This is a genomic window from Zeimonas sediminis (assembly GCF_023721795.1).
Classification (GTDB): Bacteria; Pseudomonadota; Gammaproteobacteria; order Burkholderiales; family Burkholderiaceae_E; genus Zeimonas; species Zeimonas sediminis.
Window position 1 is genome coordinate 168,409 of sequence record NZ_JAMQYE010000002.1, and the last position, 19,521, is coordinate 187,929.

Genomic DNA, 19,521 nt, shown 5'->3' on the forward strand with positions numbered 1-19,521 from the left:
GCGCCAGCAGCTATCGGCCCGGCGCATTGAACATGTGATCGATCTCTTCGGCAGCGATGTCGTCGAAATCTTCGGGAACCTCGATCTTTCCCTTCAAGGAGCCGAACTTCAGCGCCGGCGCCGGCTCGAAGGCGACCAGCCGGGCGAGCGGCCGCCCGGCCTTGGCGATCACGATCTCCTCGCCGTTGGCGGCCCGCTCGACGAGCGCGGAGAGCTGCGTCTTCGCCTCGTAGAGATTGACGATCGGGTCTGCGCTCATGCCGGGTATCGCTGTGGAGAATGGTTGACCAACGTTGGTCTGATTCTGCGCTTCGCCACGACGCAGGTCAATCGTGCATTCGTCTCGTCCGCCCGGCCTGGTCGCCGGCCGAAGCGAGACGATCGACCGAGGCCAGAGGACCTGGAGACGGATCGCCTCCCGGCGTCCGGAATGCTCGCATCGAATCTCTCGGGCGAGAGCCCATCGCTTGCGCGACGCGATCGCGAGCAGGCCGGGGTCGATCAGCGTGCCACGGTCCCCGAGCGAGACATGGCTGCACCCGCCCGCCGAGCAGGCGGTCGTCCTGAAGTCCAGGCGCCAGCCGGGAGACTCCACCTTCCGGCCGGCAAATCTGTCAAATATTTCGACATCGACAAGCGGCCGGGCCGCCCCGACCCGGCGGCGCGGCGCTTCGACCTCGCGCCATCGAGTGCGAAGCATTTCGCGGCTTCGCCGCCCGACCTGTGCCATGATCGAAGCACGATGATGGACTGGCTGAAATCGCTGCTGCAGGACGCCGCCTTCGGCTCCTTCGCCGAGCTCGTCAAGCTCGCGATTTCCCCGTATTCGAGAACCTGGTTGCCGGTGCTCGCGGTCTCGCTGCTGGCCGCTCTCTGGATCTGGCGGCGGGAGCGTGCGAGCGGGCGGCAACTGCCGGCGCACCTGCGGCTCGGCTCGTTCGAGACCTGGCTGGGGCGCAGCGCGATCAACGACTACTGGCTGATCCTGATCAACGGCGCGCTCTTCGGCCTCGGCTTCATGAAGGTCGTCCTCCCCGAGGGCGAGCGGATCTCGGCATGGGTGGCGGAGACCCTGCGCGGCGCCTTTCCCGGCTTCGCCGCAACCCCGTCGGTCTGGGCGCCGATTCTGCTGGCCGCAGCCTTGTTCGTCGTCGACGATTTCGTCCGCTACACGGTCCACTGGCTCGAGCACCGCGTGCCGGCCCTCTGGGAACTGCACAAGGTTCACCACTCGGCCGAGGTGCTCAACTTCATGACCGCGGAGCGGCACCACCCGCTGTCGATGCTGGTCTTCCGTGTCGCGATCGTCAGTTCGGTCGCCACGGTGAACGGCGTGTTCCTGTGGGCCTTCGGCGACTCGATCACGCCGGCCGGGCTGCTCGGCGCCAACGTCTTCTGGCTCGCCACCACGATCCTGGCCTCCGGCCTTCGGCATTCGCCGGTGTGGCTTTCGTTCGGCCCCCGCATCGAGCGCTGGCTGCTGAGTCCGGCCCAGCACCAGATCCACCACTCGACCGACGAGCGCCACTACGGCAAGAACCTGGGCGGCTCGCTCGCGATCTGGGACAGGATGTTCGGCACCCTGTTCGTCACCACACCCGAGCGCATCGAGCTGAACTTCGGCCTGGGCGAGGAAACGCGCGAGCTCCGCTCGATCGGCGCCCTGTACCTGAGGCCGATGCGGCAGGCGGTGCTCAGCCTGTTGCCGCGCGGCTTGCGAGCGACGGCCTCTCGTTCCGCCGACTCAGCTGCCCGAGATGCCGCCCGGCATGCATGACACCGCCCCAGCGGCCTGCATCGCGGCCAGCTCCCCCTCCGAATAGCCCGCCTCGCGCAGGATCTCCGCGCTGTGCTCGCCCAGCTCCGGCGCCGGCGTCCTGATCGTGGCCGGCGTGCCGGCGAAGCGAAGCGGCGGCGCCGGGGTGCGGACGGTTCCCAGCTCGGGGTCGGGCTGCTCGACGATCACGCCGCGGCCGATCGCGTACGGATGATCGGCCAGCTGCGCCGCGTCGCAGATCTCGCCGGCGGTCACGTCCTGCGCGGCGAAGAAGGCGAGGTTCTCCTCCAGGCTGCGGCCCTTCACGAAGTCGCCGATCACCGCGTCGAGCGCGTCGATGTTCTCGATGCGCGCCGCGTGGCTCGCGAAGCGCGGGTCGCCGACCATGTCCGGCCGGCCGATCGCGGCGAACAGCCGCTGCACCGTGCCCTCCATGCCGGCCGACAGCGCGATGAAGCGGCCGTCGGCAGTTTCGTAGACGTTGCGCGGCGCATGCGTCGGCGAACGGCTGCCGGCGCGCTTCGGCGCCTGGCCGGTCAGCTGGTGCTCGAGCGCGAGCGGGCCGATCAGCGAGTGGATCGGGTCAAACAGCGACAGGTCGATCACCTGGCCGCCCCCGCCCCGCTCGGCGTGCCGCACGCCGTTCAGCGCCGCCACCGCGCCGTACAGGCCGGCCATCGAATCGGCCAGCGCGAAGGGCGGCAGCACCGGCGGCCGGTCCTCGTAGCCGTTCATCGCAGCGAAGCCGCACAGCGCCTCGACCAGCGAGCCGAAGCCGCCCCGGTCGGCCCAGGGGCCTGTCTGGCCCCAGCCCGAGATGCGAAGGATGACCAGGTCCGGATTGGCGGCCAGCAGCGCGTCGGGCGCCAGCCCCATCTTCTCGAGCGTGCCGGGCCGGAAGTTCTCGACCAGCACCTGCGCGGTGGGGATCAGTCGCCGCAGCGCCGCCATGCCCTCGGGCCTTCGCAGGTCCAGCGCCAGGCTGCGCTTGTTGCGGCAGTAGACCTTCCAGTAGGTCGACACGCCGTTCGTGCGCCAGTTGCGGAGGTCGTCGCCGCGCGGCAGCGGCTCGACCTTGATCACGTCGGCGCCCAGGTCGGCCAGCACGTGGGTCGCGATGTTCCCCGACACCAGACGGGACAGGTCGAGCACTCGGACGCCTGCGAGCGCGCCCGCGCCGGGCGGCGCCTGCACCCGCGCGTCGGCGCCGACGCCCTCTCCCGTCATCGCGCCCGCGCCCGGGGCGCCGCCGCCGGGGCCTGCGGCAGCGGCTCGGTCAGCGACACGATCTCGAGCTCGGCCGGTCCGGTTCGCGCGTAACGGCTCATCACGATCGGGTCGTGCCCCGGCACCACGTGCGCCGGCGACTCGGCCAGGCGCTCGAGCAGGTCGTGGCCGCGCAGCATGTCGCCGACGTCGGCCACGATCGGGAACGGCGACCGCTCGGCGAAGTTCTCGAGGTAGTGCGCGGCATCGGAGGCCAGCACGATCCAGCCGCGCGCGGTGTGCACCCGCACGACCTGCAGCCCGCGCGTGTGGCCGGCCACCAGGTGCACGGTGAGGCCGGGGCGCAGTTCCCAGTCGCCGTCGTGGTACTCGACCCTGTCCTCGAACACCAGCCGGACCAGCGAGCAGACGTCGTCCACGCAGTAGGCGTGGCGCATCAGCTTCTGGCGCATGTCGCGGCCGGTCGCGTAGTTCATCTCGCGCTCCTGCAGGTGGAAGCGCGCGCGGGGCAGCAGGTCCAGGTTGCCGGCGTGGTCGTAGTGGGCGTGGGTGATGACCACGTCGCGGATCGCGTCGACCGGGATGCCGGCGCGGTCGAGCGACCCGATCGGGCAGCGAAGGAATCGCCGGCCGCGCAGGTCGGCCTGCGCCCGGTTGAAGCCGGTGTCGACCAGGACCACGTCGTCGCCGCGGCGGATCAGCCAGACGAAATAGTCCATCTCCTGCGGCCCGTCGTGCAGATCGTGGTCGATGAACATCTCGAGGCGGCGCCGCGACACGGTGGCGTAGCGCAGCGCGAAGACTTCCCAGGTCGGCAGGCTCATCGTTCCCTCGACTCAGTGATCGCGCGCGGGTGCCGGATCAGGCCGCGAACTCGCGCAGCAGCTTGCCCGGCAGCTTCCCGGCGCCGGCGCCCGCAACGGCCGCCTTGCCCGCCGCCACCACCGCCGGATCCAAGCCGTTCGCCCCGGCCACCTTCACCCCGTTGACCCACACGCCGTGCACGCCGATCGCCGGCGTGGTCAGCCGCGCGCCGCCGCCCGGCAGGTCGAAGACTCGCTGCTTGGGGCCGCGATCGACGGTGGCCGGATCGAACAGCATCAGGTCGGCCCAGGCGCCTGGCGCGATCCGGCCGCGGCCCTGGATGCCGAACAGCTCGGCCGGCTCGGAGGTGAGCTTGCGGATCGCCTCGGGCAGCGACAACACGCCGCGCTCGCGCACCCAGTGGCCGAGCAGGTGCAGGCCGAAGCCGGCGTCGTTGAAGAAGGTCAGGTGGGCGCCGGCATCGGACAGCGACACCAGGCTCGCCGGGTGGCGCAGCATGCGGCCCACGGCCTCCTCGTCGGAGTTCAGCAGCACCGCCGAGAACACGGTGTCGAGGTCCTCGGACAGCGCCAGGTCGAGCATGAAGTCGAGCGGATCGGCGCCGGCCTCCGCGGCCAGCTCGGCGATCGTGCGGTGCTCGAGGCGGCGGTTCTTCTCGTTCTTCGCCTCGACCACCTGCACCTTGTGCCACTCGCCGTTGAACAGCCGAAACACGGCCGGCGAGGCGATCTCGGCGCGCACCGCGTCGCGGAAGGCCTTGTCGGCCAGCTTGGCCTTGAATGCGTCGCCCTTCAGCGACAGCGCCGGCTTCCAGGAAGCGAGCCCCTCGACCGGATAGGGCGAGTGCATCGTGAAGTCGTTGGTCAGCGGGCAGGGCGAGATCGCGCCGATCATCCGCCGGCCGCGCTGGCGGGCCGCCTCGATCGCGTCGAGGTCGGCGAAGACCGCGGTCGGGTTCGTGCTGTTGTGGAGCAGCGCCGCCACGACCACCGGCCGGCCGCTGTCCACCGCCAGCTTCTCCAGGAAGTCGATCTTCGTGTGGCCGCCCTTGGTCAGCATGAACAGGCCGCGGCCCGCTTCCTTCAGGCTGGCGACCAGCGTGTGCAGTTCCTCGTCGGTGGCCAGCCGCGACGGCATCGGCAGGCCGCCCTCACCGTTGTGGGCGGGCGAGGTCGAGGTGGCGAAGCCGATCGCGCCGGCCTTCATGCCCTCGAGCACCAGCTCGCGCATCCGGGCGATCTCGGCGTCGGTGGCGGCGCGCTTCGGCGCGTCCTCGCCCATCACGAAGGTGCGCAGCGACGAGTGGCCGACGAAGGCCGCCAGGTTCACCAGCGAGCCGCGCCGCTCGAGGAAGTCCAGGTACTCGGGAATCGTCTCGAACTGCCAGTCGATTCCCTGGCGCAGCACGTCGAGCGACATGCCCTCGACCTGGGTCAGGTTGCGCATGATCAGCTCGCGATCGCCCGGCCGGCACGGCGCGATCGTGAAGCCGCAGTTGCCGATCACCGCGGTGGTCACGCCCAGCGACGGCGACGGCGTGCAGAACGGGTCCCAGGTGACCTGCGCGTCGTAGTGGGTGTGGTTGTCGACGATGCCGGGCATCAGCGCGAGGCCGTCGGCATCGACCGTTTCGCGGGCCGCGACACCCTGCCCGGGCTCGTCGATCGCCGCGATGCGGCCGTCCTTCACGGACACGTCGGCCGGCCTGCCGGGCGCGCCGGTGCCGTCGTAGACCATCGCGCCGCGAATCAGCAAGTCGTTCATCCTGTCTCCACCTCTTGTTCCGTTGCACGGGGCCGGTTGGTGCCGGGCCCGCGAATCGTTGCTAGCATCGATTATCGACGATCGGCGGCAGCGCCCCCGGCCGCTGCGCCGGGAAAGCGGAAGCCGCAACAACGTCGGAACGCATACCGCGAAAGCGCCAGCGACCGCGCGCGGACACCACGGGAAACAGGATCAGGAAACGGAGGCAGAGCGATGAGCATTGGATCGGACGCGGGCGACGCGGGAACTTCCTGGCCCAGGGTGGCGGTGTTCGGCGCCGGCGCGGTCGGCTGCCACTTCGGCGCCAAGCTGGCCGAGGCCGGCGTGCCGGTCACGCTGATCGCGCGGCCCGCGCACGTGGACGCCATCCGGAAAGACGGGCTGCTCTTCGAGAGCGGCGGCCAGCAGCGCCGGATCGCGATCTCCGCCGACACCTCCCCCGAGCCTGTGCGCGACGCCGACGTCGTGCTCTTCTGCGTTAAGACCCGCGACACCACCGAAGGCGCAAGGTCGCTGGTGCCGCTGCTCAAGCCCGGCGCCACCGTGGTCAGCATGCAGAACGGGGTGGACAACGTGCCGAAGATGCGCGAGGCCGGCGTCGACGCGCTCGGCGCGGTGGTCTACGTGGCCGCGTCGATGCCGGGCCCTGGCCACCTGCTGCATTCGGGGCGCGGCGACCTGGTGGTCGGCGAGTACGGCTCGGCGCAGGCGCCCAGCGCGCGCGCCGCGGCGGTTTCCGAGCTGTTCGAGCGCGCCGGCGTGCGCTGCAAGCTGGTGGCCGACGTGCGCGGCGAGCTGTGGACCAAGCTGGTGATGAACTGCGTGTTCAACGCGATGTCGGCGGTCGGCCGCTCGCGCTACGGTCCGCTGGTCGAGCGGCCCGACACCCGGGCGGTGGCGCGCGACCTGGTCGACGAGTGCGTGTCGGTGGCGAAGGCCGAAGGCGTGCCTCTGGCCGACGCCGACACGCTGTACGAGGCCGCGCTGAAACTCGGCCAGGCGATGGCGCCTGCGACGTCTTCCACCGAGCAGGACCTGTCGCTGGGCCGGCCCACCGAGATCGATTCGCTGAACGGCTACGTGGCCGCGCGCGGCGAGGCGCTCGGCGTGGCTACGCCGGTGAACCGGGCGCTGGCGGCGATGGTCAGGTTGCTCGACGTGGCGAGGCGGTGAGTTCGACGCCCAGCGCGCGGAGGAGTTTCAGAACGGTGTCGTACCGCGGCTTCGCACCGGGAGCCAGGGCCTTGTAGAGGCTTTCACGGCCCAGGCCGGTGTCCCTGGCGAGCCGGGTCATGCCACGGGCCTTGGCAACGTCCGCGACGGCCTGGAGGAACACGTCCGGATTCTCGTCCTCCAACGCGGCGTTCAGGTACTCGGCGATGACGACGTCGTCGTCGAGATAGTCGGCGGCATCGAACGCGGTGATCTTCTTCATCGGTCAGCCCTTCAGGCCCACGAGAAGGGCCTTGGCCATGCGGATGTCTCGTTGCTGGGACGACTTGTCGCCGCCGCACAGGAGCAGGTATACGACCTCGCCTCGGCGACAGTAGTAGACGCGGTAGCCGGGCCCGGCATGAATCCGCATTTCGTAGATGCTCTCGCCCAACGGCGCGCAGTCGCCGAAGTTTCCGGCTTCTGCCGACCGAATGCGGGCCAGGATTCTCGCCTTGCCGACCGGATCTCGCAGCGCTTGCAGCCACGCATCGAACTCGGCTGTGCGCAGGAAGCGGTTCTGCACCGATCGTATCCGTATAGATACTGCCGGTCAAGCCGCCGCGCCCGCGACAGCCGATGCGCCGAAACACCGCTGGCGAAGGCACGCTCGATTCGACATGGAACAACGTTGGCGCGCAGAAAGCGCGCCAAACCATTGCCCTGACGGCCTAGGCCGGATGCCGGGCAGTAACGGACTGCCCAGCCGTCAGCGCTTCAGTGCCCTCGCCAGCGCATCGCCGAGAACCGTCGCGCCGCCACCGGCCGGCCCGCGACTGCCGCCGCGGCCGGCATCCCGCCCGCCGCCTGCTCCTCCGTAGCGACCTGCGCCGGCTCGATCGCCGCCACGGCCGTCGCGGTCGCCGCGGCCATGCCCCGGCCCGCCGTCGGGCCTTCCACGGGCCTCGCCGGACGCGCCGCGCGCATCGCCCCGATCCGCGCCGCGCCCGCCCCGCTCCGCCCTCGCGCCGGTCTTCATCGACAGCGCGATCCGCTTGCGGGCCACGTCGACCTCGAGCACGGTCACCGACACCACCTGCCCGGCCTTGACCACCTCGCGCGGGTCCTTCACGAAGCGGTCGGCCAGCTCGGAGATGTGGACCAGGCCGTCCTGGTGCACGCCGATGTCGACGAAGGCGCCGAAATTGGCCACGTTGGTCACCACACCCTGCAGCTTCATGCCCTCTCGCAGGTCCTTCAGGTCTTCCACGCCGTCCTGGAAGGACGCGGTCACGAACTCGCCGCGCGGATCGCGCCCCGGCTTCTCCAGCTCGGCCAGGATGTCGCGCACCGTGGGCTCGCCGAAGCGCTCGTCGGTGAAGGCCTTGGGCTCGAGCTTGCGCAGCACCTCGCGGTTGCCGATCAGCTCCTTCGCGCTGCGCGCGACCCTCTCAAGGATCCGCTGCACCACCGGATAGGCCTCGGGGTGCACCGCCGACGCGTCGAGCGGGTTCTCGCCGTCGCGGATCCGCAGGAAGCCGGCCGCCTGCTCGAAGGCCTTGTCGCCGAAGTACGGCACCTGCTTCAGCGCCTCGCGGCTCGCGAAAGCGCCGTGCGAATCGCGGAAGTCGACGAGGCGCTGCGCGACCGTGGTCGTCAGGCCCGACACCCGCGCCAGCAGCGGCGCCGACGCGGTGTTCACGTCCACCCCCACCGCGTTCACGCAGTCCTCGACCACCGCATCGAGCTGGCGCGCCAGCGCGCGCTGGTTCACGTCGTGCTGGTACTGGCCGACGCCGATCGACTTCGGGTCGATCTTGACCAGCTCGGCCAGCGGGTCCTGGAGCCGGCGGGCGATCGACACCGCGCCGCGCAGGCTCACGTCCAGATCGGGGAATTCCTTCGCCGCCAGCTCGCTCGCCGAATACACCGAGGCTCCGGCCTCGGACACCACCAGCTTGCGCAGGTGCAGCTCGGGGTGGCGCCTGATCAGGTCGGCGGCCAGTTTGTCGGTTTCCCGCGAGGCGGTGCCGTTGCCGATCGCGACCAGCGCCACGGCGTGCTTCGCGGCCAGCTTCGCCAGCGCGTCGATCGAGCCGTCCCAGTCGCGGCGCGGCTCGTGCGGAAAGATGGTCGTGGCGTCGACCAGCTTGCCGGTGGCGTCGACGACCGCCACCTTCACGCCGGTGCGGATGCCCGGGTCCAGGCCGATCACCGCGCGCGGGCCGGCAGGCGCTGCCAGCAGCAGGTCCTTCAGGTTCGCTCCGAACACCTTGATCGCCTCGGCCTCGGCGGCCTCGCGCAGGCGGCCGAAGAGCTCCGTTTCCATGTGCGGCAGCAGCTTGACCCGCCAGCACCAGCGGCAGGCCTCGGCGAGCCAGGCGTCGGCGGGGCGGGCCACGGCGCCGGCCGCGTCGGCACCGCCGGCCCTCGCCGCGGCAGTCAGACGCGCCGCATTGCGCACCGACTCGGCCAGCCCGACGATGCCCGCGAGCTTCACCACGTTCGGATGCGGCAGCTGCTCCTCGAGCGAGGCCTCGAGCTGCAGCTTCAGCGACAGCACGCCCTGCTGCCGGCCGCGGAACAGCGCCAGCGCGCGGTGCGACGGCACCTGCGCGATCGGCTCCGCGTGGTCGAAGTAATCGCGGAACTTCTCGCCCTCGGCCTCCTTGCCCTCGTAGACCTTCGCGGCGATCCAGCCCTCGGTCCACATCCGCTCGCGCAGCGCGTCCAGCACGTCTGCCCGCTCGGCGAAGCGCTCGGCCAGGATGTCGCGCGCGCCGTCCAGCGCCGCCTTCGCGTCGGCCACTCCGTGCTCGCCGTTCTCGTCGGGCGCGCGCAGGTACTTCTGAGCCTCGGCCTGCGGGTCCAGCGAGGGGTCGGCCACCAGCGCATCGGCCAGCGGCTCCAGGCCCGCCTCCTTCGCGATCTGGCCCTTGGTGCGGCGCTTGGGCTTGTACGGCAGGTACAGGTCCTCGAGCCGCTGCTTGGTATCGGCCGCGGCGATCTGCGCGGCCAGCGCGTCGGTCAGCTTGCCCTGCCCGGCAATGCCCTCGACGATCGCCGCGCGCCGCTCCTCCAGCTCGCGCAGGTAGACCAGCCGCTCGTCGAGCGCGCGCAACTGCGTGTCGTCCAGCCCGCCGGTGACCTCCTTGCGGTAGCGCGCGATGAAAGGCACCGTGGCGCCACCGTCGATCAGCTCGACCGTGGCGGCCACCTGCTGCGGGCGCACGGCCAGCTCCTCGGCGATGCGGGCAACGATACGGGCGGCGGTGGCGGCGTCGAGCTTGGGAGCGTCCATCTGGGTAGGCTGCAAGGCTGATTCGGGGAGGGGCGGATTCTGCCATGCTCGGCGAGCACGGCGCCCCGGGGCAGGCCCGGCGTCCCGAGCTGCTCGCCCCACCCGGAAACGAAAAGGGCCGCCCGAAGGCGGCCCGTCGATGCCGGAGGCCCGGCAAGAGCGCGACTACAGATGCCGCCAGCCGTCCTCCACGTCCACCCGCGCCACCTTGTCCGCGAATGCCTTCAGGTCCACGCCGGGAGGCGCCGCGATCACCAGCGGGTCGGCAAGCGCGGGAACGATGCCGATCGACGGCGGCGCGACCTGTTCGGCGCGTGCCATCGTGACCGAGTCGGCGGCATCGACGTCGTCGCTCCACCAGGCGATCGGGCCCACGACCATGTCGCGGCCCACCACCAGGCGAACGTTCACGCCGGGGTGCATCTTCGAGACCTGCACAAGCTTCGCGTCGACCGGCAGCCGCTGCTGCACCGCCTTCGCGCCGTCCAGGTGGCCGGCCAGGTAATGCACCTCGGTGCGGCCCTTTCCGAACACCCGGAAGTCGGACACCCGCGCCACCGACGCGCCGAAGCGCTCGAGCTGGCGCGCGGTGCGACCGGCCAGGCTGCGCAGGCCGACCGCGTTGCTCACCTCCAGCCCCGCCACCTGCTTCAGGGAATGACGCGGCGGCGGCGCAAGCACCCGGGCCTCTGCCTGCGGGGCGTAGGCCACCGGGCGAACCGCGGGCACGTCGGGCAGCGTGGCCACGCGAGCCTCCACGCGATAGCTGCGCACCGGAGCCACCGCCACCTCGGGGGCGGGCCGAGGCGCATCGGCCGCGACGCGCGCTGGGGAGGCAGGCGCTTTCGCGACGGGCGCAACCGGCTCGACCGCAGGCGCTGCCGCGGCGGCCACGGGCGCCGCCACCGGCGCCACGATCGCCACCGCATTGCTGCGAAGCTCGTAGACGTTGGCGGAGAGCTGCACCAGCTCGCTGTCGCCGGACCTGGAGACCACGATCTCGTAGGCGGCCGGGTTCGGCGCCTCGCCGAGCAGCTTCGCTGCCTTGGCCTGCGCGACCGCGACCAGCGCAGCGGCGGGCGGTGCGGTCTCGACCTTCGGAGCGGCGGCAACGACAGGCTCGGCCGCGCTCGGGCGAGCGGCATCGGAAACCGTCGGAGGCGCGGGCTCCGCCAGGACAGGCTCGGCCGCAGCGACGGGTGCCGGCTCCCCCGCAACGGGCCCGGAGGCCGCCACCGGCGAGGGCTCTACCCCGGACGGCTGCGAAGCGACGACCGGCGCGGCTTCGATCCGGGCAGGCTCCGACGCCACGATCGGCGCCGGCGCGAACGCGACCGGCTCGGAAGCGGCGATCGGAGCGGGTTCCGGCTCGACCGCCCTGGACGCGACGACCGGAGCGGGGTCGAACTCGACCGGCGAAGAAGCGGCGATCGGCGCCGGCTCGGTCGGCGCGGGCTCCAGCGCAGTGACCGGCACGGGCTCCGGCGCAGTGACCGGCGCAGGCTGCGGCGCGGTGACCGGCGCGGGCTCCGAGGCGGCGACCGGCGCGGGCGCGGCTACGGGCTTCTCGGTTGGCTGCGACAGCTCGACCGCGGGTGCGGATGCCTTGTCGATCACGGGGCTGGCAGAAGTCGCGACCGGGGGCTCAGGCACGGCCACCACCGGCGATGCAGCGGCCTCCGCCCGCGTCGCAACGGCCTCCGCGGGCGCCAAAGCCGCCACCGGCTGCGCAACGCTGCGCTGCGCGGCCAGCCGCCTGGCCTCGGCCAGCAGCGCCAGGTTCTCCCGGGTCTTCACGTTCAGCGGATCGAGGTCGTGAGACCGCCGCAGAGACTCCCAGGCCTCGTCGAGCTGGCCCGCCTTGAGCTGCGCGAAGCCGAGGTTGTTCAGCACGTGCGCCTGCGCCGGGCCCGAGGCCAGCGCCGCGCGGAAGGCCTCGGCCGCCTCGCCGAAGCGGCCGGTCTGCCCGTAGGCGACGCCCAGCCCGTTGTGCGCCTCGACGAAATTCGGGTCGAGTTGAAGGGCCGCCTTGAAGCGCCTGATCGCGGCCGGGTAGCGCCCTTCGGCCAGGTCGATCCGGCCGATCGCGTACTGCCCGGCGGCGGTGCCGACGGGCTGCTGCACGCGGTAGACGGGCTCGACCTTGGCGCGCAGCGCGGCCGGGTCGCCCGAGCCGGCCTGCATGCCAATGCCGGTCTGTGCGCAACCCGTGACCAGGGTGACGGCGCATGCGCCGAGTAGAACCGGATAGCGACTGGTTTGCATGTCGGTCTCCCTAGGAAGTTCGCCGCCCCTCTCGGGACGATCAGCCGCCGCCCTGCATGGTGGGGATCATGATCCGGTAGATCTGGATGAACGCCGGACCGAGCAGCACCAGCAGCAGCGAGGGGAAGATGCAGAAGATCAGCGGGAAGAGCAGCTTGAGCGGGATCTTGGCCGCGGCTTCCTCCGCGCGCAAGCGGCGGCGGGTGCGCAGCATGTCGGCGTGCACCCTCAAGGACTCGGCCAGGCTGGTGCCGAAGCGGTCGGCCTGGATCAGCATCGTGGCGAAGGTGGAGATCTCCTCGAGCCCGGTTCGCATCGCCAGGTTGCGCAGCGCACGTTCGCGGCTCGACCCGACGCGCAACTCCAGCGCCATCATCTCGAGCTCCTCGGCTAGCACCGGGCTGCGCAGTTTCATCTCCTCGGCGGTCTTGTTGATCGCCATGTCGAGGCCCAGGCCGGCCTCGACGCAGACGATCATCAGGTCCAGCGCGTCGGGAAACGCCTCGAAGAGGTCGCGCTGCCGCAGGGCGGTCATCCGCGCCAACACGACGTTCGGCAGGTAGTAGCCGATCGCGGCGAGCAGCAGCAGCAGCGCGGTCGACGTCTGCGTCGACAGCTTCCAGTCCACCGACCGGGTGACGAACACGAACAGCAGCGGGAGGATCGCGGCGAGCAGCGCCTTCGCCGCGAAGTAGAGCACCGGCGCCGACGGCGAGCGGATGCCGGCGTGCAGAAACTTCGCCCTGAGGTTGGAGACCTCCTCCTCGCTGGTGGGTGTCGCGAGCTTCGCGACCGGCGCCGCGACCTTGACCACCTTGGCCTGCCACTCGCCCACTTCGGCAGGCTGGTCCAGCACGGTGCCGCCGGCGGTGAGCCCGCGCAGCCGCTCGCGAACCTCGGAACCGCGGGTGACGATCAGCCCGACGCCGATCACGCCCGAGGCCACGGCCACGAAGATCAGCGCGAGATACAGGATCTGTTCGTTGGTCATCGCGGCTGCCTCACACTCGGATCTTCACGATGCGCCACATCCAGAATGCGCCGACGATCATCGCGACGATCGCCGCGAAGACCAGGTTCAGGCCCGCCGGATCGGTCCACAGCACGCTCATGAACTTCGGGTTGACCAGGAAGATCATGCCGGCCGTCACGAAGGGCAGGCCGATCAGGATGTAGGCCGACAGCTTCCCTTCCGCCGACAGCACCCGGATCTTGCCGAGCAGCTTGAAGCGCTCCCGGATCAGGGTGGCGAGATTGTCGAGCAGCTCGGAAAGGTTGCCGCCGGTCTCGCGCTGCAGCAGCACCGAGATCACGAAGTACCGGAGGTCGATGCTCGGGACCCGCGTGGCGAGGTTCAGCATCGCGTCGCCGACCGACACGCCGTAGTTGATCTCCTCGAAGGTGATCTGGAACTCGGTCGCGATCGGATCGGCCGCCTCGGTGGCGACCATCTGCATCGCGGACGGGAACGCGTGCCCCGCCCGCAAGGCGCGCGACAGCAGGTCGAGCGCGTCGGGCAACTGCTCGTCGAACTTGTGCAGGCGGCGCGAACGGAGGTTGACGACGACCAGCAGCGGCACGCACAGCGCGATCGCCGCCATCGCCACCGCGAAGAAGAACGGGGTCCGCAGGACGAGAAGCACCAGGAAGGTGGCGGCGCCCGCCAGCAGGCTGATCAGGATGAATCGGGCGACCGTGACGCTCACTCCCGCCTGCTCGAGCAGCCTGTCCAGCGACGACACCCGCGGCATGGAAAGGAGCAGCCTGTCCAGCCAGGGCGTGTCGCTCAGGTTGCGCTCCTTGAGCAGCGACCCGAACTCGGTCCCGTGCCGGCCGGCCGACAGGCTGCGCAGGCGCTTCTCCAGGCGCTGGACCTCCGGGCCCTTGTAATCGTTCCACAGCAGGTAGGCGCCCTCGATCAGCAGCACGACCGCCAGGAAGGCCGCGAGGATGAAGAGGCTCAGTCCGAGGTCCATCGTCATGCCTCCGTATCGAGTGAAGCCGGCTTCATTCGTATATCCGCGACGGGTCGAACAGCGCGTCGGGAAGGGCGATGCCGAAGGCCCTGATGCGCTCGAGGAACTTCGGCCGCACGCCGGTGGCCTTGAAGTGGCCGAGAACCGCGCCGTCGGGCCCGATGCCGGTCTGCTGAAAGACGAAGATCTCCTGCATCGTGATGATGTCGCCTTCCATGCCGGTGATCTCGGACAGGCTGACGATCTTGCGCTTGCCGTCCGACAGCCGCGAAACCTGCACGACCGCGGTGAGCGCCGAAGCGATCTGCTGGCGCATCGCCTTCGGCGGCATCGTCATGCCGGCCATGCCCAGCATGTTCTCCAGCCGGGTCAGCGCGTCTCGCGGCGTGTTGGCGTGCACCGTGGCCATCGAGCCCTCGTGGCCGGTGTTCATCGCCTGCAGCATGTCGAAGGTCTCGGCGCCGCGCACCTCGCCCAGGATGATCCGGTCCGGGCGCATCCGCAGGCTGTTGCGCACCAGCGACCGCTGCGTGATCTCGCCGCGGCCCTCGATGTTGGGCGGCCGGGTCTCCAGGCGCACCACGTGCGGCTGCTGGAGCTGCAGCTCGGCCGCGTCCTCGATCGTGACGATCCGCTCCTTCGGCGGGATGAAGGCCGACAGGATGTTCAGCAGCGTCGTCTTGCCCGAGCCGGTGCCGCCCGAGATCAGGATGTTCAGCTTCGCCTTGACCATCGCGCCCAGCAGCTCGGAGAGCTGCGGCGTCATCGACTTGAACCGGATCAGGTCGTCGGCCTTCAGCGGCACCACCGCGAACCGGCGGATCGAGAGCAGGGGGCCGTCGATCGCCAGCGGCGGGATGATCGCGTTGACCCGCGAGCCGTCCGGGAGGCGAGCGTCGACCATCGGGCTCGACTCGTCGATCCGGCGCCCGACCCTGGAGACGATCTTGTCGATGATCTTCATCAGGTGGTCGTCGCTCGCGAAGCGCACGTCGGTCCGCTCCAGCTGGCCCCGGCGCTCGACGTAGACCGTCTGGTAGGTGTTGACGAGGATGTCCGAAACCGTGGGATCCGCCAGCAGCGACTCGAGCGGGCCGAGGCCCATGACCTCGTTCTGAACGTCGGCGACGATCTGCTTGCGCTCGTTGGCGTTCAGCGCCAGGCCCGCCTCGCCGATCATCTTCTCGACGAGCAGCCTGAGCTCCTCCCTGAGCCGATCCGGAGGCAGCTTGCCCATCACGTCGAGGTCGATCCGGTCGAGAAGCTGGCGATGCAGCTCGCTCGCGATCTTCCGGTAGGCCGAGCCCGCGGCCTCGCCCGCTACCGCGGGCCGGGCCACGCCCGCCGCGATCTGGACGTCTTGGAGGGTGTCACGAAGGGAGGACATGTCGGGATACTCCGGGATGTCAGGCGCTGCTGCCGAACACGCCGCGCAACCAGCCGGTTCGGCGCGGGGCGTCGGGGGCGAAGTCCATCGCGATCTCGCTCAACGAACGCGCCACGGGGTCGCGTGGTGCGTGCTTGAGCAGCGACAGGCCGTGGTTGATCGAGTATGCGACCGCGGCATAACTGTTGGGAATCTGCACCTCGACCTTCGCGCCGAGGGTCTTCTCGATCTCGGACACGCCGATCTCGTCGCTCTTCACGTAGCGGTTGAGGATCACCTTGACCTTGTCGCGGTCGTAGCCCAGACCCACCAGCACGCCGATCAGCCGCTTCGCGTTGTGAAGGTAGGGCAGGGTCGACTGGATCACCACGTAGATCGTGTCGGCCTCATCCAGGGCGCGGACCGTCACCTTGTCCAGCACGCGGCCCACGTCGAGCAGGACGAAGTCGTAGCGGGCGCGAGCCACGGCCATGATCCGCTCGATCGTCTCGGCCTTCACGTCCACCGCGCGCTCAGGCGCCTCGGGCGCGGCCAGCACGCAATAACCCGCCTGCGGGTGCATCATGTTGGCCTCGAGGAAGGCCGGGTCCAGGCGGTCGATCTCGCGCGCCACGTCGGCGATGTTGCGGCTGGCCCTCTGGTCCGAAACGAAGAGCGAGGCGTCGCCGAACTGCAGGTTGAGGTCCAGCAACGCCACCTTGCGATTCCGCGCGGCAAGGGCGAAGCCCAGGTTCGTGGCCAGGAAAGTCGCTCCGCCGCCCCCCTTGGCCGACATGAACGCGATCGTACGCGCCTTGCGCGCAGGCCCGGAGACCGCCGCGTGCCGGTCGAGCTGCCGCTCGAGCGCCTTGGCGAGCGCGTCGGGCGGCGAGTTCGGCAGCACGATCTCCCTGATGCCGGCACGCATCGCACGCAGCAGGAACTCGGAAGAGGAGTCGCCGCAAGCCAGGATCAGCGTCGTTCGCGGGTGCGAGGACAGCGTGGCCTCGATCAGCGAGAGCTCCGTGTCGCTGACCACGGGCAACTCGGCCACTGCGATGTCGACCTCGTCGCGCAGGATCGCGGCGCTCAACTCAGCCGCCCCGCCGATCCGCGAGGCGATCTGGGTCGCTTCGCCGCGCTGCGGCAGCGCGTTCGACAGCGCCGACAGCCTGTCGGAGGAAGGTGCGAGGAGGAGGATTCGCAAGCTCATGGAGTCGTTCGCGCGTGCGCGCTTGGCGGTGTCACTGGCATATCGGGTTGCTGCTGCCGTCGATCGCGCTGGCAAGGCTCTCGCGGGTCAGCGAAGTCGAGAACGCCGGGATCGGCAACGAGACCGGCAGGAACCAGGCGATGCTGTCGATCGTGACCCCCTGCAGCCTCACGTTGACTCCCGCGCAATTGCTGGCCGTGCACCCGCTGACCCAGGTTCCCGGCGCTACCGGATTCGAACCGTAGTAGGTGATCTGGATCTGCGCGGAACTCGCCTGCGGCAGGATGCCCTGCATGCGCTGGATCACCGCCTCGTCGTTCAGGTCACACACCACGGCCACCCGGGCCCCGAGGCGCGTCGCTTCGGAAGCGGCGTTCAGCGTGTAAAGCCAGCGCCCGAAGTCGGCGATCCCCAGCAGCAGCGTAAAGAACAGCAGCGCGACGATCGCGAACTCTACGATGGCCGCGCCGGATTGTCCGACGGCCGGGCCCGGAGTCCGTCGGCGATCGCGCGATCTGGTTGCCTTCATCGCCCGCCGCCTCAGAAGAAACTCTTCGGCATCGTCGCCGAGATCGGCCCGAACTCGATGTCGGGGATCACGAAGGACACCACCGAAACGAAGGTGTAGGGCGTGGCCGGCGCGCCGATCGTCACGCGCACCAGGTCCATCGTCCCCATGCCGGTTTCCACGCCCTGCAGCGAAGCGTCGTAGCCGGGGGCGCCGGCCGTGCCGACCGCCACCGCGACGTTCGCGACCGACAGCCCCGGAACCGCCGGCACCACGCCGGCGGCGGCGCAGTCCGGATTGCCGAACACCGCCACGCAGCGCGCGCGGCCCTGCACCGCGGCGTCGGCCGAGTCGTAGACCGCAAGGTAGCGCGCGGCGGCCCGCGCCGACTTCGTGAGCGCGTCGTACTGGTACATTGCCCGGCCCAGTTCGGTGATGCCGAAGACGATGATCGCCAGCAGGCCCAGGACGATGCCCATCTCCACCGCGGCGACGCCGCGCTGCCTGCCGCCCAACCTCTGGCGCCCTGACATCATCACTGGACCAGCACCGGGACGAGCGGGCCCGCGGTTCCGCCTCCCAGGCCCGAGGTCGCGCAGGGCGAGCCGGGCTGGTTGGCAAGGCCGAGATATTCCAGCTTGGCGGCGAAGGCGCCGCCGCCGGGATTGGTCATCGGCGAGAGAAGCAGCACGCAGGCCCAGGCGTCCATGTTGACCGTCTGGCTGGTGGTGAAGTTCGAACAGTTGACGATCGGCGCGAGAACGAGCCTGCGATCGCGCCCGTACTGCTGGTGCTGCGCCGAACTGATCGCGGTGGAAGGGCTGATGCTCACGCCCGAGCTCGTGTTGAAGGGTTCGTGGTTGGTGCGCCGGGTCACGAAATCCGAATAGGCGTTGCTCTGGGACGGCCAGTTCGCAGCGGTGTACGAATAGCCGGTGAAATCGGGCGGCGCGGTGTTGACGTTGCCGCCGCCGGCGCCGGGCTTGTAGATGCCGAAGCGGGTGCCCCAGGCGTCGGCCAGCGAGGCGACCACACCGGTCTGGCCGATCGGATTGTTGATCGTCAGGTCGCACTGGCCCTGCCCCTGGATCAGGGCGGAGAGCTCGGAGGCGCCCCCGGCGGGCGGCGAGAAGTCGATCCAGCAGAAGTTGCCGGTGCCGGTGCCGGAGCCGCAGCCGGCTGGACCGCCGCCGCCACCGCCTGGCGCGCCCAAACCGCTGACCCAGCTGCCCGGCACCAGGCCCCAGGGCGGGGACTGGGAGGCCGTAGCCGTCGAATCCCTGCAGACCGCCACCGGGAAGCCGCAGTTCGTCTGCGACGGCGCCAGCGTGGCAACTGCAGTGGCGGCGACCGTCGTCTCGGTCACCGCGTTCAGGACCCGCATGAAGAGCACCGGCACGTTGGCGAGCGGATAGGTGCAGCGCGCGTAACGGGCCGAGTGCGCCAGCGCCGTGGCCCCGCCGGCCTGATAGGTGTAGGCGGTGTAGGGCCCCGCCAGCGTGTCGGAGAACGAGAACTGGATCACCGCCGGGTCCAGGCCCTGCGCCTGGAAGTTCGCGCGATTGGCTGGCGTGCGCCCGTAGGCGATCGCCCGGTCCAGCGCGTCGTCGTCGTTCAGGCCCGGCCGCAACTGCGAAGCCGCGGCCAGAGCGCAGGCGTCCATGCCGGTCTGCAACTCGGCCTTGATGACGAACAGGCGCCCAAGATCGACCGACAGCCCGAGAAAGCCGATCAGCACCGCAATCGTGAGACCGGTGATGACCGCGACCGACCCTCGCTGCCCGCGCCTTCCGGCGAATCCGTACTGCATTGCAACTACTCCCGGCCGTCGGCGCAACGGCCCGTGCCTCCGGCGCGGATCACTGGCCCGACAACCCGCCGCCGATGTTGAACACCTCGATCGTCTTCGGCGGCGTCCTGAAACTCTCCTGGTAGCGGTCGATCGCCGCCTTGCCCGCCTCGCCGTCGATGCCAGTGACCGGGTCGGCATTCTTGCCGGCGTCGGGATTCAGGGTCTGCAGCGCCTGCGCCTGGCGCACCGACTCGCCGAACTTCGCGTCGTAGCTCGGCGTGGCCGGGTTCGCGCAGGCGCCGAGCAGGAGCGTCAGGCCGGCGAGCGTAACCAGGTTGATCGATCGTTTCATGGT

General features: G+C 70.3%; 17 protein-coding genes and 1 pseudogene. 2 read left to right on the forward strand and 16 right to left on the reverse strand.

Features of this window, described 5'->3' with window-relative positions:
* Window positions 1-10 precede the first annotated feature (10 nt).
* Complete coding sequence (locus M6I34_RS18235; protein WP_336254692.1) at window positions 11-700, reverse strand: type II toxin-antitoxin system Phd/YefM family antitoxin; 690 nt, start codon at window positions 698-700, stop codon at window positions 11-13.
* 45 nt (window positions 701-745) lie between these two features.
* Between M6I34_RS18235 and M6I34_RS16225 the strand changes: the two genes are divergently transcribed.
* Complete coding sequence (locus tag M6I34_RS16225; protein WP_272486850.1) at window positions 746-1,777, forward strand: sterol desaturase family protein; 1,032 nt, start codon at window positions 746-748, stop codon at window positions 1,775-1,777.
* Here the strand turns inward: M6I34_RS16225 and M6I34_RS16230 are convergent.
* From M6I34_RS16230 to M6I34_RS16240, 3 genes are read right to left on the reverse strand one after another with little or no spacing between them, the layout of a single operon-like run.
* Entirely contained in the window at window positions 1,745-3,004 is a 1,260-nt protein-coding gene (locus M6I34_RS16230; RefSeq protein ID WP_272486851.1) for a CaiB/BaiF CoA transferase family protein, read from the reverse strand. The genes M6I34_RS16225 and M6I34_RS16230 overlap by 33 nt on opposite strands.
* Window positions 3,001-3,828, reverse strand: coding sequence for an N-acyl homoserine lactonase family protein (locus M6I34_RS16235; protein WP_272486852.1), 828 nt, complete (start codon window positions 3,826-3,828; stop codon window positions 3,001-3,003). The genes M6I34_RS16230 and M6I34_RS16235 overlap by 4 nt, the downstream gene beginning before the upstream one ends.
* A gap of 37 nt (window positions 3,829-3,865) precedes the next feature.
* Window positions 3,866-5,593, reverse strand: a complete 1,728-nt coding sequence (locus M6I34_RS16240) for an N-acyl-D-amino-acid deacylase family protein (protein WP_272486853.1) — start codon at window positions 5,591-5,593, stop codon at window positions 3,866-3,868.
* Between the two features lie 213 nt (window positions 5,594-5,806).
* On the opposite strand from M6I34_RS16240, the gene M6I34_RS16245 reads away from it, so the two are divergent.
* The gene (locus M6I34_RS16245; protein ID WP_272486854.1) at window positions 5,807-6,766 is read left to right on the forward strand and encodes a ketopantoate reductase family protein; all 960 of its coding nucleotides are present in this window, start codon (window positions 5,807-5,809) and stop codon (window positions 6,764-6,766) included.
* On the opposite strand, the gene M6I34_RS16250 is transcribed toward M6I34_RS16245, so the two are convergent.
* The 12 genes and pseudogenes from M6I34_RS16250 to M6I34_RS16305 all read right to left on the reverse strand — a co-directional run bounded on the left by M6I34_RS16250 (window position 6,738) and on the right by M6I34_RS16305 (window position 19,518).
* Complete coding sequence (locus tag M6I34_RS16250) at window positions 6,738-7,028, reverse strand: addiction module antidote protein (protein WP_272486855.1); 291 nt, start codon at window positions 7,026-7,028, stop codon at window positions 6,738-6,740. The two genes, M6I34_RS16245 and M6I34_RS16250, sit on opposite strands and share 29 nt — an antisense overlap.
* 3 nt (window positions 7,029-7,031) lie before the next feature.
* On the reverse strand, window positions 7,032-7,331 hold the full coding sequence (locus tag M6I34_RS16255; protein ID WP_272486856.1) for a type II toxin-antitoxin system RelE/ParE family toxin: 300 nt from the start codon (window positions 7,329-7,331) through the stop codon (window positions 7,032-7,034).
* Between the two features lie 342 nt (window positions 7,332-7,673).
* Window positions 7,674-10,046, reverse strand: a pseudogene (locus tag M6I34_RS16260) (Tex family protein); the annotation flags it as partial.
* Between the two features lie 165 nt (window positions 10,047-10,211).
* Complete coding sequence (locus M6I34_RS16265; protein WP_272486858.1) at window positions 10,212-12,311, reverse strand: tetratricopeptide repeat protein; 2,100 nt, start codon at window positions 12,309-12,311, stop codon at window positions 10,212-10,214.
* A 40-nt stretch (window positions 12,312-12,351) separates the two neighbouring features.
* A complete protein-coding gene (locus M6I34_RS16270) occupies window positions 12,352-13,302 on the reverse strand; it encodes a type II secretion system F family protein (RefSeq protein WP_272486859.1) in 951 nt (316 codons plus the stop codon).
* 10 nt (window positions 13,303-13,312) lie between these two features.
* Window positions 13,313-14,287: a type II secretion system F family protein gene (locus M6I34_RS16275; RefSeq protein WP_272487224.1), complete on the reverse strand. Its 975-nt coding sequence runs from the start codon at window positions 14,285-14,287 to the stop codon at window positions 13,313-13,315.
* Window positions 14,288-14,318: 31 nt separating this feature from the next.
* On the reverse strand, window positions 14,319-15,674 hold the full coding sequence (locus M6I34_RS16280) for a TadA family conjugal transfer-associated ATPase (protein WP_272486860.1): 1,356 nt from the start codon (window positions 15,672-15,674) through the stop codon (window positions 14,319-14,321).
* Window positions 15,675-15,693: 19 nt separating this feature from the next.
* Window positions 15,694-16,866, reverse strand: a complete 1,173-nt coding sequence (locus tag M6I34_RS16285) for a CpaE/TadZ family protein (RefSeq protein ID WP_272486861.1) — start codon at window positions 16,864-16,866, stop codon at window positions 15,694-15,696.
* A gap of 31 nt (window positions 16,867-16,897) precedes the next feature.
* Entirely contained in the window at window positions 16,898-17,395 is a 498-nt protein-coding gene (locus tag M6I34_RS16290; protein ID WP_272486862.1) for a TadE/TadG family type IV pilus assembly protein, read from the reverse strand.
* Window positions 17,396-17,406: 11 nt separating this feature from the next.
* The gene (locus M6I34_RS16295) at window positions 17,407-17,907 is read right to left on the reverse strand and encodes a TadE/TadG family type IV pilus assembly protein (RefSeq protein ID WP_272486863.1); all 501 of its coding nucleotides are present in this window, start codon (window positions 17,905-17,907) and stop codon (window positions 17,407-17,409) included.
* Between the two features lie 2 nt (window positions 17,908-17,909).
* Window positions 17,910-19,184: a pilus assembly protein TadG-related protein gene (locus tag M6I34_RS16300; protein ID WP_272486864.1), complete on the reverse strand. Its 1,275-nt coding sequence runs from the start codon at window positions 19,182-19,184 to the stop codon at window positions 17,910-17,912.
* Window positions 19,185-19,233: 49 nt separating this feature from the next.
* Window positions 19,234-19,518, reverse strand: coding sequence for a hypothetical protein (locus M6I34_RS16305; RefSeq protein ID WP_272486865.1), 285 nt, complete (start codon window positions 19,516-19,518; stop codon window positions 19,234-19,236).
* Window positions 19,519-19,521: the final 3 nt, after the last annotated feature.